Genomic DNA, 16,070 nt, shown 5'->3' on the forward strand with positions numbered 1-16,070 from the left:
CCCTTAGGACCAACTTGTGGGTTACCATCAGCATCAACAGTTGATAAGTAAACTAAGTTATTCTTGAAAAGGTTTGCTTGTTCTTCAGTAAGTTTGTTAGTATTTAATTTCTTCATAGACAATATATCCTTTCTGTTTTATCAATACACTATAAGTATACATCGATTTAATAGCAGGTGTTAGGGATTTGCTTACATCCTGATTTTTATTTAACAAAATGCTTTTATTATTATAAATAAGCAAAATTAAATTTTCATTTTATTTTAAAAAATGCTATGATTTAACCAACTAAAAAACAAAGGAGAAACATATGAATTTAGCAAAAATCCGCGGCGGTGCTGGTGATATCACCAAGCCCGATCTTAATGCCCGCATTCAAGATAACTTATACTTAGCCGTTAACTCTGACTGGATTTCTAAAGCCAAGATCCCTGCCGATCGTCCATTAATCAGTAGTTTCAGTGAAATTGATTTAAAAATCGAAAAAGAATTGATGAACGACTTAGCTGATTTTGCTTCTGGTAAAAAAGCTTTGCCTGATATTCCTAACTTTGACAAAGCAATCGAAGTTTATAAATTGGCTAAGGATTTCGCGAAAAGAGACACCGATGGCTTCAGACCTGCCCAAGCTGATCTTGAAACTTTAACCAACCTAAAAGATGTCGATGACGTCAAGCAAAATCTAGCAAAATTATTCTTGCGCTTTAGCTTTCCATTTTTATTCGAAGTTGAACCTGATCGTAAGAATACTAAGATCAATTCCCTCTCCTTCGATCGCAACTCATTGATCTTGCCTGACACTACTAGTTATCAATCTCCTTCTGCTAAGCAACTACTCGATGTTTGGCAAAAGCAAACTGAAAACTTATTAAAGATGGCTGGTGTTGAAGAAGCTGCTGCTAAGAAATACGCTACTGATGCGATTGCACTCGATGCTAAAATCGTTAAAGTAGCCAAGTCAGCCGAAGAACGTGCCGATGATGTAGCTCTTTATAACCCAATCAAGACTAACGAATTTGAAGAAAAGACCAGTTCTTTAAACTTAGGTCAATTACTTGATCAGCTTTTTGAAAAGAAGCCAGATTACGTTGTTGTACGTGAACCAAAATTCTTAGACCACTTCAACGAATTATTTGATCAAGAAAGCTTCGATGAACTTAAAGGCTGGTTAATCTCTACTTTCATTAACAAAGCTGCAGCATTTTTATCAGAAGATTTCCGTCAAGCTGCCTTCCCATTCAAGCAAGCTACCTATGGACAAAAGGAACTACCTAGTCAAGAAAAGGAAGCTTACTATAAAGCAAATGATTTATTTGACGATGTAATCGGCGTGTATTATGGTCGCACTTACTTTGGTGAAGATGCCAAGGCTGACGTAGAAGATATGATTCACCGCATGATTGATGTCTACGAGCAGCGTATCAGCAATAATGACTGGCTCTCACCTACTACTAAGGAAAAGGCAATTACCAAGTTGCGCGCCTTGGTTTTAAAGATTGGCTATCCTGATAAAATCGACCATGTTTACGATTTGTTCCAGATTACCCCAGCAGGTGAAGGCGGCAGTCTTTACAGTAATCAAGTAGATATTCGTGAAGTCGGTTTGAAGCATAATTTCGATAAACTGTACAAGCCAGTTGATCGCAGCGAATGGTACATGCCAGGCAACTTGATCAATGCTTGCTATGATCCACAAAGAAATGATATTACCTTCCCTGCTGCTATTTTGGAAGCACCTTTCTACGATATCCATGCTTCTCGTGCCACTAACTACGGCGGTATTGGTGTGGTAATCGCGCATGAAATCTCCCACGCATTCGACAACAATGGTGCTAAGTACGATGAGTTCGGCAACATGAAGAATTGGTGGACTAAGGAAGATTTTGCGGAATTTGAAAAGCGTACTCAAGCTGAAATCGATTTGTTCGATGGTATCAAGTATGGGCCTGTAACTCTTAACGGTAAGCAAATTGTTAGTGAAAATATTGCCGATCAAGGTGGTTTAACTGCTGGTATTGAAGCTAACAAGAATGAACACGGTGATATGAAGGAATTGTTCGAAAACTATGCTCGCATTTGGGCAAGCAAAGAATCTCCTGAAATCATTAAGACAATTGCCGCCTTCGATGTTCACGCTCCAGGTCCTGAAAGAGTTAACGTTCAAGTACAATGCCAACCAGAATTCTATAAGGCCTTCAATGTCCAAGAAGACGATGGTATGTGGCTTGATCCTGCTAAACGCGTAGTCATTTGGTAAAAATCTTATTTTAAATAATAAAACTCAAATCCTATTAAATCTTGGTATTAATAAGCCTGGATTTAATAGGATTTTTTTGCTTCATTAAGCATCGCTATTTTCTAGGTACATACAGTTTGCTTGATTTTTATTTATTTTTTAGTTAGTATGGAAATGAATGTAAGGGGTTACATTAGCATAACAACGTATATATCTAAAAGTATTCGCTAATGTAATTAGAGATTTTTTACCTAGCCAAAAAAGGAATAGAGGAATAATTTTTATGAAGAAAATTTTAGCAATTAATTCAGGTAGCTCTTCTTTTAAGTTTAAGCTTTTTACTTTTCCCGATGAAAAAGTAATTAGTGAAGGCCTGGCCGATCGAGTCGGACTAGAGGGTTCAACCTTTGCCATTAAAGTTAATGGTGAAAAACATAAAGAAGAAATCGCAATTCCAGACTCTGAAACTGCGGTCACAATTTTACTTAAAAAGCTCAAGAAATATAACTTAATCAATGATCCTAAAGAAATTATTGGAATCGGACACCGGATTGTTGCTGGTGGTGAAGAATTTAAGGATTCAGCGCTAGTTGATCAGGAGACGCTCAAGAAAATTTATGATTTGAAACAATACGCTCCTTTACACAATGCCGTAGAAGCTGACGTAATTAAGGCCTTTATGAAGTTCTTGCCAGATGCGGCTGAAGTTGCTGTCTTTGATACTTCATTCCACCAGAGTTTAGATAAAGTTCACTATTTATATTCTCTTCCTTACAAGTATTATAAAAAATACGGTGCAAGAAAGTATGGTGCTCACGGCATCTCCGTTAGATATATTAGTCAAGAAGCCGCAAAAATTTTAAACCGTGACCTTAAAGATTTAAGATTAATAGTTTGTCACTTGGGATCCGGTGCTTCAATCACTGCTGTTAAAAACGGTAAATCCTACGATACATCAATGGGCTTCACTCCAGTAGCAGGAATTACAATGAGCTCTCGTTCAGGTGATGTCGATCCCTCCCTACTGCCCTTTATTATGAAAAAGGAAAACTTAAGCATTGATCAAATGATGAAAATTCTGAATCATAAATCAGGCTTACTTGGTATTTCAGGAATATCACCTGATATGCGTGATTTACGTAGTGATGTGACTCCTCTATCTGGTGAGAAGAGGGTTCGTGCTGACCTAGCTCGTAATATTTTTATCAATCGAATCGTTCGCTATGTTGGTGGCTATATTCTTGAAATGGGCGGACTTGATGGCATCACTTTCACGGCTGGCGTTGGTGAACACGATTACCGCGTTCGTGAAGGTGTTATGGATTCATTGAAGCTCTTAGGCTTAAAGCCTGATCTTGCCGCTAATAAGAATAATGATACGTTCATCACTAAGAAGGATTCTAAGATTATTGGGATGGTAATTCCAACCAATGAAGAATTAATGATTGAGCGCGATGTAGTCAGAATTGCTGGATTGAAGTAGAATTTTGGATACTTATTTTTCAAATTAAAGAATTTGAGATAAAAGAAAAATGATATCTTTGCATGTTGCATTGATATCATTTTTTAGTTTTTAATATAATCGATTATCTTTATTTCTTACAATAATTCTCACAACTAAGTGATATGTTTTCTTATAAACAAGGCTATCTAGCTAGCTTTTTAGTTTTGTATCCATAACGATCAAAGTAATTTCCAGCACCACTGCCAAATCTTATAGCTTTTACCTTTTTACCATGTCTAGTTTTAGTAACAGGCACATAATAGATACCATTTCCAGCTCCCGTTACCCAGTCATTGGTATTAAATGAAGTAATACCATGCCATTTAAGTTTATAGGCTTGAAATTGAATAGTATTTATCTTTGAAATAAGCTTACGGTGCTCTTTTATATTTTGATGTTCTACTCTATTTTCCCACTTTGCATATTCTTTTTCAGGTAAAATTTTATAAAGCTTTCTTCCATCTACTGTATGTGCTGTTATCTTACAATGTTTAATTCTTCCATCTTCTTTATAATACCAAGTACCTCTTGTTGCCTTAGGTGTTGTAAACAGAGACTTAGCTCCCCAGCTTGCCGCATTAACATTATGATTTGATTTACTAAAAGTAATACTACCTATCCCTATAGCTATTACAATTATGCTAATGATCTTTAAAAAATTTCTTTTATTCATTGTACGTACTTCCCTACATCTATTAATCTTTATTCTCCAACGGTGAAATCTGATCCTGGTAGAACTTATTTAGCCCTAAACGAACTTTTTTCTTCCATTGCAACATATTCATATCAGGATGAGTTTTACGAAATTCACTAAATACTTTAAATGATAGTAAAGCGTTAATTCCTGTTTGTTGATGATCAACTTCGTTTGGATCATAGTGACGAATAACAAATTTAAGATCATCAATATTAAGTCCATTTTCATTAGCAAATTTTTTAATTAGATCTTCTCTAGCATCATCGATCATATTTTGTAAGAGCTCATTAACCTGCTTATTTCTAAACTTTTCAGGATCAAATTTAATTTGAAACCATAAATTATTTACAATATCAGCCAATGACTTATTGTTCTTACCTAGATTTTCGATATAGTCATCGATTTCTTTTACTTCAGCCTTAGTTCGCTTACTGTTTTCTTTATCATCTGATGGAATATAAGCCTGAATCAATTGAACAATATAAGCATAATTAATCTCTTGTCTACCAGTATTTTCAAGCTCATAATCTGGATCGAACTGATCATCATCTTCTGTTGCTGGCTTATCCTTACCTGTAGCTTCTCTAACCTTTTCTTTAACAACTTCATATGTCGCCCGGGTATCCTCAATGAACATTGGATCTAAGCCATAATCTTTTTCAAGATCAATATTATTGAATTCATTGTAAGTTTTGATAGCACCTAAGCTTTTATCAAAATCCTGATATTCTTTTAGAAATCGTTTTTGATCATCAAGCGGAGCTTCAGTAATTGGAATGCCTTGATCTCCCTGATACTTAATGATCTTCTTTTCAGCATTATTGAACTGTAGAATTGATTCATCCCAAGTCGGAGCAAGAGCTTGCTTTTCGCTACCTTCGGTATAAAGCATTAAGGCACCATTGATGCTTTCTTTATATTTCTTAGGGTATTGATAAGTAACTATCTGTCCATATCTTTTATCTCTATCGAAGATACGGTTAGTTCTTGAAAATGCTTGGATTAAATCCTTATACGGCATTGGTGCACGATCTAAGAATAAAGTTGATAAACATGGTGCGTCAAAACCAGTTAACAGACGATCAACTACTATGACAATATCTAATTGTTGAGAACGTGGTTTAAACTCATCTTTTTTACGAGCTAAACGATCATTTACATTTGTGTTATATGCACCTAATTCAGCCATAGAATAATGAGTATTGAACATCTTGTTGTAATCTTCTAGAGATTGCTTCATCTCATTTTGGTTAGCCTCATCGCCATCACCATTTTCGCCAATCGAGTATGTAATTGCTATTTTAGGAAAATCTGGCAATACTTTCTTGATTCGATTAGGAATTTTAATATCTGGATCTTTATCATTAATTACATCTCTAAAGATTCGATAATATTTTTGAGCTTGTTTAATAGAACTCGTAGTAAAAATGGCATCGTAGGTGTAACCACGATTATCTTTGTTATAAATACCTAATTTGCGATATGAATTATTTAGAATTCTTTTTACTACTGCCTTCATGTGAGAGAGGGATGCATATTCTTTATTTCTAGCATCAGTATCTGATTCGTCAGCATCCTCTGACACATTACTTTCCTCCTCTACTTGAAAACCAAGTACAGCTTTATCTCTGATAGCATCCTTAATGGTATATTTATGCAAGCATTTTCCATATTGTTGTTCAGTAGTTCGAGCATTCTTTCCCTTAGCCTCACGAGCATTTTCTGCAAAAATAGGAGTACCAGTAAAGCCATACCATAAAGGTGGATTTTTAGTAAAAAACGCATCTATTTCATTCTTTTGATCAGGAGAAACTGCACGGTGACACTCATCAACGATAAAGGCTAATTTTACATCTTTTAACTTACGGTATAGACGTTTTTGTTCTTGATCCTGAGCAATTCGCTTGAATAATGCCTGCATTTTTTGTCTAGTAGTAACAATAACCCTTTTATCCGAACTTACTAATTTACGGGCAAGAGAATAACTATTTTCAGTACCCTCAACGTCAATTGAGTCGTTCTGAGCATAAGTCTCAAATGCTTGAGTAGTTTGGGTATCTAAATCATTACGATCGATTAGGAATATCGTTTTTTGAATTGATGGAATTTTCAGTAAATTATGTGCAACTTTATAAGAAGTTAAAGTCTTACCAGAACCTGTTGTATGCCAAACAAAACCAGAATGTGGTTGATCCTTATTATCTTTCCCGTATGATGCATCAAAAATGGCTTGAATTGCATGAATTTGATATGGACGTAACACAATAATACCGTGTTGTGTGCTATCTAAAGCAATATAGTTAGCTACCATATTATGAGCTGCAGGAATAGACAGTACGTCTTTAGCAAACTCAAGATAATTTTGCACAGGCTTATTTTCTTTATCTACCCACGTAGTTAAAAACTTCTCTTTTAATTGTTGTCCAGCTGCAATGTATTGCGTATAGCTTCCATTAGTTACAACAAAGAATTGAAGAGTTGAGAATATTCCATTAAACATCTGCTCATCAATATACTTTTGAATCTGATTGAAGGCCTCTTTAGGCGAGTGTGTCCTATTCTTCAATTCAATATGAATCATCGGTAAACCATTGATTAAAAGAGTTACATCCCCACGACGATTACGATCTATTTCTCTGCGTTTATGAAATTGAATTTGCTGCACTACTTCATAGACTGAATTACCACCAGCAATATTATTATTGTTAATCACTACAAAGTCAGCAGTACCTAATTGAGTATTATCTCTTTGAATTTGTAATCTAACTTCTCCATTAACTCCTGCAAGCCATTCTGCAGATTTATAGAAAGTTGGATGAATTATCTTAGATTTAATAATTGCCTTTTCATTATCAGTTAATGGAACATCCTTTAAAACATCTTTGTTTGAGCGAGATAAAATTTCAAAGAAGTTATTCCAGAGATCATCTTCATTTTTTATATCATCACGAAGAGTCCATTGTGATTCTCCATGAGTAAGTTGGTCAATTAAATTTTGTTCGAGTACATTCTCTTGTTCCACGAATTTGATACTCCTTATTTTTATATTACTTATAATTAAATTATCTCATTTAAATTTGGAATTGCATTACTTTTATTTACCTTTTTCGTTTGGGAGCAACGTAAGTTTACTGAACTTGGCAAATTATATTATGGAAAAAGTGCACCTAAATGGTCGGTAGTAGAAAAAGGCGGCACTCCGTGTATTAGATATGGTGAATTATATACTAAATATTCTTCCAAAATTGACAACGTATACTCTCATACTTCAATAGATAAATCAAAATTAAAATTTAGTACAGGAAATGAGTTACTTATTCCACGTGTTGGCGAAGAACCCTTAGACTTTGCTAAACATACTAGTTGGTTATCTATACCAAATGTAGCAATAGGTGAAATGATTACGGTTCTAAAAACAAAAGAAAATCCTCTTTTTTTAGCAAATTATTTAAGAGCCAAATATGTTTTTAAATTTGCTAGGTTAGTCGAAGGCGGTAATGTTTCTAATTTATATTTTGAAAGATATGAAGATACTAATATTCTTATACCTAGTAAGAATGAGCAGCAAAATATATCTAAACTGATTTTAAAAATTGATAAGCTCATCACTCTTCAGCAACGAAAATTGAAATTATTGCGGACTTTAAAATCTGGATTATCATTCAAATTATTCAACAAAAAACATTTAAATAATTTGAGTCAAATATCTTTAGATCAGATTGGACAAACATATTCAGGATTAACTGGAAAAAGTAAAAAAGACTTTGGACATGGTCACGCATTTTATGTATCGTATTTAAATGTTAATCAAAATGAGATAGGTAATCCAAAACAAATTGACAGAATTGAAATAGATAAAAAACAAAATCTTGTTCAAAAAAATGATATTTTCTTTACTATTTCTTCCGAAACTCCAGAAGAAGTGGGGCTGACAAGTCTTTGGCCGGTCAGCTGTAAAAGCCTATATTTAAATAGTTTTTGTTTTGGATTTAGAATTAACACTAAAATGTTTATTCCTCTATATTTAGGGTATCTTTTTCGTTCTAAATATTTTAGAGAAAAAGTGTTACCTCTAGCACAAGGAATATCAAGATATAATTTGTCAAAGAATAACGTGTTAAAAATAAAGATCGGACAAGAAGAAATAGCTATACAAGAGAAATATGCAAAAGTTATGAATGATTTAGACTCGGATATTTTAAGGCAAAAAAAGAAGGTAAAAGAATTGAAATTATGTAAAAAATTCCTTCTTCAAAATATGTTTATTTAGCGAAAAAGGCATCAGACGATGCCTTTTTACTATAATTGCGATAAATGATGCAGTATTTTATCGTTATCCTTATTTTCAAGTTCACGAATAATATGAATATAAGTCTCTTGTGTCGTTGTGGTATTATTATGACCTAAGCGTTTAGCCACACTAGCCACTGATACCCCCTCATATAATAAAAGTGAAGCATGAGTATGTCTAAGACCATGAATAGAAATAATTGGAATATCTAGTTTCTTACAATATGATTCTAATTTTTGATTCAAAGTAGAATTGTAAATTCGTTGATTTTTACCAAAGAAAATAGGTTGATCAGATTCCTTTTGTTGGATCATAGACTGAAATTGTTTCATTAATTGCCAATCGACCATTACGGTCCTATTGGATGACTCATTTTTTGTAGGCTGAAAATGTCCGATTTTTTCTTTATAATTCCACGATTTATTGATAATAATACTCTGTTTTTCAAAGTCGAAATCTTCAGGGGTAAGTGCTAATGCCTCTGCAAATCTCAATCCTGTCTTAGCAATTAGGAAGAAGAACCAATCCCAGTTTAATTCTGCTTTTAAATCTAAAGATCTTAATAAAGTTTGAAGTTCATAGAGATTTAAAAACTTTATTTTCTTTGAACTAGGTTCACATCCTTTAATGATTGCTCTTCTTGTAGGATCTGTTTTTAAGAGACCATCATCTACTGCATCAAATAAACTCGCTTTTAGATGATGATGGAAATCTAATGTCGTATTCTTCTCATGATCTTTTGCATATAAGTTTAGAATTCGTTGATAACTCTGTCGAGTTAATTCATTCATATGCAGATTAGGTGCTAATTCTTGCAATTTACGCTGAACTAAATAGTATTTATTAAGCGTAACAAGACGAACAGCATTATCCTTATACAAATGAATCCAATCTAAATAATATTTATAAAACAACTTAGTACTATACTTTTGTGACATATAAAAACCTCCTTAAACTTTAGTCACTCTGATATTGTTTAAGAAGATTTTATTATTATGCAAGATTAAATGAACATATTTTGAAGAAGGAATCGTTTGGATTTTTGTAAATATTTAAGTTTTTTTTGTTGAAAATAAATCTGTTCATCAATTTTAAAAATTAATGAGCTTATTTTCTTTTGCTCAGCCAGCGCTGGTATATGAGCTTTTAAACTTTCTAATTTAGAAAAATACATGTAAGTGCGTGATCCACCTTGTTTCTGAAGTAAGGCATATTTTTTTATATCAACGCTATGATTTAAATAATAAAGAAGCCACTGAGAATCTATTTCACTTGTTGTAGTAAAAACAGGATATAAAGTACTTACAATTCCATAATCACATATAGTATTAATATTAAAATGAAAAATTAAATCATCTGACATGTGTCGATATGTAAAATAATTTCGAGGTACTATATTGTATCCAATATTATTTTTTGAAGCTATTTGATTCCCGTCATAATAATCTTTTTGAAAAAACAATCCTTGTCTTGACGAGGTTAAAACAGGGTATTGATTATTCACCGTCGTCTTTTTATTATATTTAATTAAAAATGGTTTTAATCTTTTTTGGTTCCAATTCTCTGAAAATGTATTAAATCTTATCGTAGGTACTCTTTTCGTATCGGTGAATATATTTTGTAAAACTGCTTTTTTTGAAGCTTTCAACAGTTCTAATTTTCGTTGCTGAAGATTGATGGCATTTTCTATTAAAAATAATAATTTAACTATTTTTTTCTGTTCGGTTACAGAAGGTTCTTTCAGTTTAAATTTAGCGAGTTCTTTATATGAAATACCAAATACTTTTAATCCAGTACCTGTTTTATATCCAAAATGCTTAAAAATATCAGTAGAAAGGTAAAAATAAAGAAATTTTGAACACAACTTAGATTTAGGTCGAAAAGCTATTGTATGAAGACCTGCTACAATTTTGTATGAATCACTTATGGTATTAACTATACATGCATCTGCAATTCCTTTGTAATCTTCAGAAGCATCAGCTACAATCACATCTCCATATTTTAAAGGTTTATAATTATTGTCTTTGATATTTGGAAGAACATCAATATTATTAATAATTTTAACTTTACTAGTATGAATATCACCATAATGAATATATTTGGTTCCTGTATCTTCCGCAACTTCAAAACCATGTGAAATGGAATACGATTTTATTCTATTTGTTTCATCACCCAGCTTATGTTGCTCCCAATCGTTAGTGAAGCCCTTAAAACGCAGTATTGGAGCCTTTTTCACCTCTTTTTTATTCATGAAGCTCGGCCTCCAGTTCCTTTATAATGGCATCTAAACCATCCATAATATCAGAATCATCTGAAGTTAATCCCTTTAACATGCCGACCAATTCTCGTTGATTTTTCTCAATTTCAACATTTGTTTCATGCAGGTCAGCAGCCACTTTCTTCAGATCTACTGGCGGCTCGGGAACGAAGGTATCCACGTACCTTGGTATATTAAGATTAAAATCATTTTCTTCAATTTCATCGAATTTAGCTAAATGAGCATAACGTTCAACATCTTTACGCTTCTCATAAGTATCAAGAATCTTTTGAATATCTTTTTCTCTTAACTTATTTTGGTTCTTTTTCTTTTCAAAGCCTTTAGAAGCATCAATGAACATTACGTTTCTATCAGTTTTATCCTTCTTTAGCACCACAATAACGGTAGGAATACTTGTACTATAGAATAAGTTAGCTGGTAATCCTATCACCGCATCAATTGATCCATTCTCAAGAAGTTTTTTACGAATCTTACCTTCCGCTGCTCCTCGGAATAAGACACCATGAGGCAAAACAATAGCCATAGTGCCAGTATTCTTTAAGTGATAAAAGCCATGCAACAAGAACGCATAATCTGCTTTTGATTTAGGAGCTAATACTCCATACGGACTAAATCTTGGATCTTGTAAGAATCCTTTATTAGCTGACCATTTTAGGGAATATGGTGGATTCATTACCACAGCATCAAACATAGTTTTAGAAACAGGTGGCCAATCTGCATCTAGAGTATCTCCACGTCTCAATTCTTGGTTTGAAGAATCTACACCATGTAAAATCATGTTCATTCTTGCAAGATTATAGGTAGACATATTAATTTCTTGACCATAATAGAAGATTTTATCCGCTTGACCATTAGCTAATTTAATGTACTTTTTAAAGTTTAAAAGTAAAGAACCTGACCCCATTGCAGGATCGTATACTGTCATTTCTTCAGGATAATTTTTATCTGCTAAAGTTAACTTAGTTAAAAGTTCAGATACTTCTTGCGGAGTGTAGAATTCGCCTGCTTTTTTACCAGACTCAGAGGCAAATTGACTGATTAAATATTCATAAGCATCACCTAAAGTATCCTTATTATCAACTTGGTTAACTAATTCTAAATCACCTATTGCCTTTATGACATTTGCAATAGTATCAGCTTGTTTTTGGGCATTTGTACCTAATCGAGGTGAATATAGTTGAACGTCAGCAAATAAACCTTCGAAGTCACTATCTTTAGTACTTTCAATATCATTAAACGCATCTGCTAAATCTGATATTTGAAATGTTTTGATTTTGCCATCTTTAGTTCTAGCTGTACCATTAATTTCATTCAAAATATATGTAAAAGTATGTTCTGGAGAAATAGTATATGAAAAAGTTTCTCTTATTTCTTCTTGAAGATCTTCGTCTTCAAAATTTTCTTCATATATTTTTTGATTCTCTTCTAATGATAAATCGCGTCTTCCTTCTAATACTTCCCCAACATGATAAAGCATCTTATCAGAAAGGTATTTATAAAAGATAATACCTAATAAATAATTTTTATATTCATTGGCATCCATTTTAGAGCGTAATGCATCTGCTGCACTAAATAAAGCACTTTCTAATTCTTTTTTAGTTAAAACTCTTTCTTCTGACATTAATTTTCAATCCTTCTAATTTTCGTTTGGTATCAACGAAAGCGTTCAAGTAATATTTTACATTCTTCAGCCGAAAATCTCTATAACAAAAGAACAAATATTCGAAAAATAAAAATGCACTTTAGTCAAGTGCATTTAATTTATATACTTTCGTAATTCTCTTTCATTAATCTTACTTTGTTTTTCAGCAGCATCATAAACAAATTCAAAAACAGATTGATCAATATCAGCAATATCAATAAAAAACACAGTATTTGTTCTTGCATTGAAAATCATTAATCGCTCAATAGCTTCTTTATTAAAATGATTATAAAATCCTAACGTATAATACAAAAGCAACTGGCGAACCCATGAAATTTGCATAGTAGTTTTCACTGAAACCTTTAAATCCAATAATGTCTGTTTTAAAAGATAGTCACCATCTCCAGAGACAAAACCATTTTCAGCCTTAGCAAAAAATGCATCCCTAGTTGGCCAACCAAATTCTTCGAAAAATTCCTCAACACGTTGAATCATCATTTTAATGTGTTCAATTGTTAACTTATCAGGATGTGCTTTGGGTTTAACATAGCGACCACTGCGAAATGCATCTTCCCACGCACAGATGTCTGTTGCCAAGTAAATAGCTTCATCTGATAATGAATCAACATCTGACAGATCTTTAACTAAATATCTTAATCTTTCTTCTTGATCTAAAAGCTTCTTATATTCTTTAACTGGAATAATTCCATGAATCAAATCTTGTTTGGCTTTAGCATTCGCAACGTCAAAGGCGTGTTCATCAGCAAGCAACACATAGCGAGAAAGATAATCCACTATGGTTCCTACCTCAGTCGGTCTTATATTTTCATCTTCCTTTGAGATGACAGTATTTGGGTTCAATTGCTTAATCGTAAAATCACTACTCTTGATGATCTTATTTAAAGGCAATATTTTAGGCTGTTGTGCAACTTGTGTTATTGTGATTGGTAATTTCATTTAATTTTCTTTAACTTTAACAGAAAGATAAAATTCATCTTTTGGTACCTTATATGCTTCAATTATTTGCTTAAGCACATGCATATTACGATGAGCACTTCCACCGGTCATTACATAAATACCATCTCTAACTTTGGAATAACTCCACTTTAATTTGTCATCAATATCTTTCTTTTGACAAATTATGAAGCTATTATTTTGATTAGCATCATTTAATGTTCCCTTCCAAGTTAATCCAACTAAACTTTCCAACAAATCAGGATTATCTTGGTCTAAAATTTGAATGACTTGAAGAGGCACGTCTTTAAAGTACTTAACAGGATACTTTGATCCTTCAAGAGTAAATGAAACTAATTTCCTTCCTGTAGTCGCATCTAAATTGTCTAATTCAATTTTATCTACAGCTTCAAACTCAATTCTTGAATCTTCAATAGGATTCAATTCATAACGATTCAGTAGTATATCTGCCAACCTTTCTGCTCTAGCCTTAATATCTGCGATTGTCCATTCATTTTTATCTACTACATCCTTATTAAGAATTATTGCTTTAGAATTTTCTTCTAAAATATGTTTCTTTTCAGCAAAACTCTTATTAGACATTTCAGAATTATATCCAGTTATAGATAAGTTCCCTAATGTATGAACAAATTCATCATGTTCTTCATCAGAAATATTCTTACGCCACGATTTACTCATTGTCTGTGGCATGATATGTTCAATAGTTAAATCTTCTGAATTTAACTTTTCCTTTGAATTTCCATTCTCAATATCAAGCATTATTAAGTCACAAAGTCCTTTATTCAAATAAAGCTTTGAGTGAATTAATGCATTTTTGAGTTGATTATCATCTGGTACTTCATTTTGATTTTGTTGAACAAATAAATACTTATTGATGGCTTCATAATATTTTTTCTTATTTTTAGCTAATTTAAATGTTCTAGCATAATAACTAGCAAAAAATCCTAATAAAGAATTAGAAGGCACATCACAAATTGTCCTTCTTATAAGATAAATTGTAATCAAATGAATCACTTTAGTTAAAGTTTCTTCATCAATTTCATTATTTTCATAGTCATGGAAAACATGGAGAAAGAATGGATAAGATGTGCTTTGATTTATTCTATTTAAACTAGCTAAATCTGTTTTAATATCATCGTTATAACTAGATTCTGCCGGATACATAAAAGAAGCATATAATTCTGCATAATCTTTTATTTCCTTAAGTGCTTGTTCATGACTTAGATTTTCATTTTTAAATGTATCAACAAAGGTTTGGTAAACTTTACGTTCAGCGACCACTGAATTTTTCTTCATAATAATAAATTGTCTAAAGAACGCATCCATAGCATGATTGCTATTATCTCTTCTTAATTTATTTTCAATAGGTAACCAGTAATCTTCAAATAATCTTTCTTGATCATGATCACTCATTAATAAAAAATTACGAATTAAATCTGAATTAGTTAAAGCAACGCCAGTCGAATTGATACTTTCAAAAATAATTTGAGGATCATCCTCACCTTCTTTAAGACTAATTCCTACTACTTGAAGTTGTCTTATAGCCCATAAAATTTCTCTACTTGCTATACCTTGCCTTAACCAATTATCAAAAGTTTGTTTCGCTAATCTATAATTTTCTACAATATGACTATTTTCATCTAATTTTGAATTATCGTGTTTTAATAATGCAGAATATTGAATATTATCTGATTTAATAGGCTTCAACTTGATTTTATATTCTTGTGATGGCGATTGAGTATTAATTAGAAAACTTTCAATAGTTCCAGTAGTAAATGCATCACCATCAACTGTGGCATCTTTTAAGGCTTGAAGCATTAATGTAATGGTAGTTAATCTTTGTTGCCCATCGATAATCAAGTATTCTGGTAATCCTATATCACTATTAGTTGATTCAAGATAAACCACCGCACCTAAGAAATGATGCTCTTTAGTTTTAATTACAGTATGTAAATCATCTAATAATCTTTTTACATTATTTTTATTCCAATCATAATTACGTTGATATACTGGGATTTTCAAAATCATTTGAACTGGGGCAAAAAATCGTTCTGTTGCATTAAATATACTTGCTTGCATTGTTGTTTGCTTTCCTTTTAATTTCTAAATTGTAAGCTAATGGATTCATATTAACTTTTTCTATACTCTATAATTTTAACACTACATTTTTAGCGTTTTTCTCCACTTATCATCATCTTTCAGTAATTTAAATTACAGTAATCATACTTACGATAATTATAATTACTGTAATTACGATTACTGAAAAATAAAAAGCATCCCTCTCTGGAATGCTCGTAAGCGTAAAAAACTGAAGCATCTTTCTTAGCTTCCATTTTTCGGCTATTCTTAGCTCATAAACTTAAGGAGGCAAAGAACATGCTATTACCTCCTACTCAATCTGTTTACTTATATTATAGAGGATAAATTTATGTATGCGCTTTCTATTT

11 protein-coding genes are annotated in these 16,070 nt (G+C 32.3%); 3 read left to right on the top strand and 8 right to left on the bottom strand.

Annotated elements, in window-relative coordinates; all coding sequences use genetic code 11:
* On the bottom strand, positions 1-116 hold a 116-nt coding region (locus tag FC37_RS03285; RefSeq protein ID WP_162255098.1), incomplete at its 3' end, for a pyridoxamine 5'-phosphate oxidase family protein.
* Between the two features lie 194 nt (positions 117-310).
* Here FC37_RS03285 and FC37_RS03290 point away from each other — a divergent pair.
* Positions 311-2,257 (top strand): M13 family metallopeptidase, encoded by a 1,947-nt coding sequence (locus FC37_RS03290; RefSeq protein ID WP_056945482.1) that lies wholly within the window; start codon positions 311-313, stop codon positions 2,255-2,257.
* A 262-nt stretch (positions 2,258-2,519) separates the two neighbouring features.
* Entirely contained in the window at positions 2,520-3,719 is a 1,200-nt protein-coding gene (locus FC37_RS03295) for an acetate/propionate family kinase (RefSeq protein ID WP_025006432.1), read from the top strand.
* Between the two features lie 163 nt (positions 3,720-3,882).
* Here the strand turns inward: FC37_RS03295 and FC37_RS03300 are convergent, their stop codons facing one another.
* Both FC37_RS03300 and FC37_RS03305 read right to left on the bottom strand, forming a co-directional pair.
* Positions 3,883-4,413: a hypothetical protein gene (locus FC37_RS03300; protein WP_025006433.1), complete on the bottom strand. Its 531-nt coding sequence runs from the start codon at positions 4,411-4,413 to the stop codon at positions 3,883-3,885.
* 22 nt (positions 4,414-4,435) lie between these two features.
* A complete protein-coding gene (locus FC37_RS03305; RefSeq protein ID WP_025006434.1) occupies positions 4,436-7,459 on the bottom strand; it encodes a type I restriction endonuclease subunit R, EcoR124 family in 3,024 nt (1,007 codons plus the stop codon).
* Positions 7,460-7,519: 60 nt separating this feature from the next.
* Here FC37_RS03305 and FC37_RS10690 point away from each other — a divergent pair, with 60 nt between their 5' ends.
* Complete coding sequence (locus FC37_RS10690) at positions 7,520-8,707, top strand: restriction endonuclease subunit S (protein ID WP_236697264.1); 1,188 nt, start codon at positions 7,520-7,522, stop codon at positions 8,705-8,707.
* Between the two features lie 29 nt (positions 8,708-8,736).
* On the opposite strand, the gene FC37_RS03315 is transcribed toward FC37_RS10690, so the two are convergent.
* The 5 genes from FC37_RS03315 to FC37_RS03335 form a co-directional block, all read right to left on the bottom strand.
* Positions 8,737-9,666 (bottom strand): site-specific integrase, encoded by a 930-nt coding sequence (locus tag FC37_RS03315; protein WP_025006482.1) that lies wholly within the window; start codon positions 9,664-9,666, stop codon positions 8,737-8,739.
* 65 nt (positions 9,667-9,731) lie between these two features.
* A complete protein-coding gene (locus FC37_RS10005) occupies positions 9,732-10,979 on the bottom strand; it encodes a restriction endonuclease subunit S (protein WP_082603677.1) in 1,248 nt (415 codons plus the stop codon).
* On the bottom strand, positions 10,972-12,627 hold the full coding sequence (locus FC37_RS03325; RefSeq protein ID WP_025006241.1) for a type I restriction-modification system subunit M: 1,656 nt from the start codon (positions 12,625-12,627) through the stop codon (positions 10,972-10,974). The genes FC37_RS10005 and FC37_RS03325 overlap by 8 nt, the downstream gene beginning before the upstream one ends.
* A gap of 135 nt (positions 12,628-12,762) precedes the next feature.
* Positions 12,763-13,605 (bottom strand): hypothetical protein, encoded by an 843-nt coding sequence (locus FC37_RS03330; protein ID WP_025006242.1) that lies wholly within the window; start codon positions 13,603-13,605, stop codon positions 12,763-12,765.
* A complete protein-coding gene (locus FC37_RS03335) occupies positions 13,606-15,702 on the bottom strand; it encodes a DUF262 domain-containing protein (protein ID WP_025006243.1) in 2,097 nt (698 codons plus the stop codon).
* Positions 15,703-16,070 lie beyond the last annotated feature (368 nt).

The sequence above is a fragment of the Lactobacillus gallinarum DSM 10532 = JCM 2011 genome, from assembly GCF_001434975.1.
Taxonomy (GTDB): Bacteria; Bacillota; Bacilli; order Lactobacillales; family Lactobacillaceae; genus Lactobacillus; species Lactobacillus gallinarum.

Excerpts from the sequence above, each read along its gene's own strand:
- FC37_RS03290 (WP_056945482.1), top strand. The coding sequence starts at position 311 with ATGAATTTAGCAAAAATCCGCGGCGGTGCTGGTGATATCACCAAGCCC.
- FC37_RS03295 (WP_025006432.1), top strand. The coding sequence starts at position 2,520 with ATGAAGAAAATTTTAGCAATTAATTCAGGTAGCTCTTCTTTTAAGTTT.
- FC37_RS03300 (WP_025006433.1), bottom strand. The coding sequence starts at position 4,413 with ATGAATAAAAGAAATTTTTTAAAGATCATTAGCATAATTGTAATAGCT.
- FC37_RS03315 (WP_025006482.1), bottom strand. The coding sequence starts at position 9,666 with ATGTCACAAAAGTATAGTACTAAGTTGTTTTATAAATATTATTTAGAT.
- FC37_RS10005 (WP_082603677.1), bottom strand. The coding sequence starts at position 10,979 with ATGAATAAAAAAGAGGTGAAAAAGGCTCCAATACTGCGTTTTAAGGGC.
- FC37_RS03325 (WP_025006241.1), bottom strand. The coding sequence starts at position 12,627 with ATGTCAGAAGAAAGAGTTTTAACTAAAAAAGAATTAGAAAGTGCTTTA.
- FC37_RS03330 (WP_025006242.1), bottom strand. The coding sequence starts at position 13,605 with ATGAAATTACCAATCACAATAACACAAGTTGCACAACAGCCTAAAATA.
- FC37_RS03335 (WP_025006243.1), bottom strand. The coding sequence starts at position 15,702 with ATGCAAGCAAGTATATTTAATGCAACAGAACGATTTTTTGCCCCAGTT.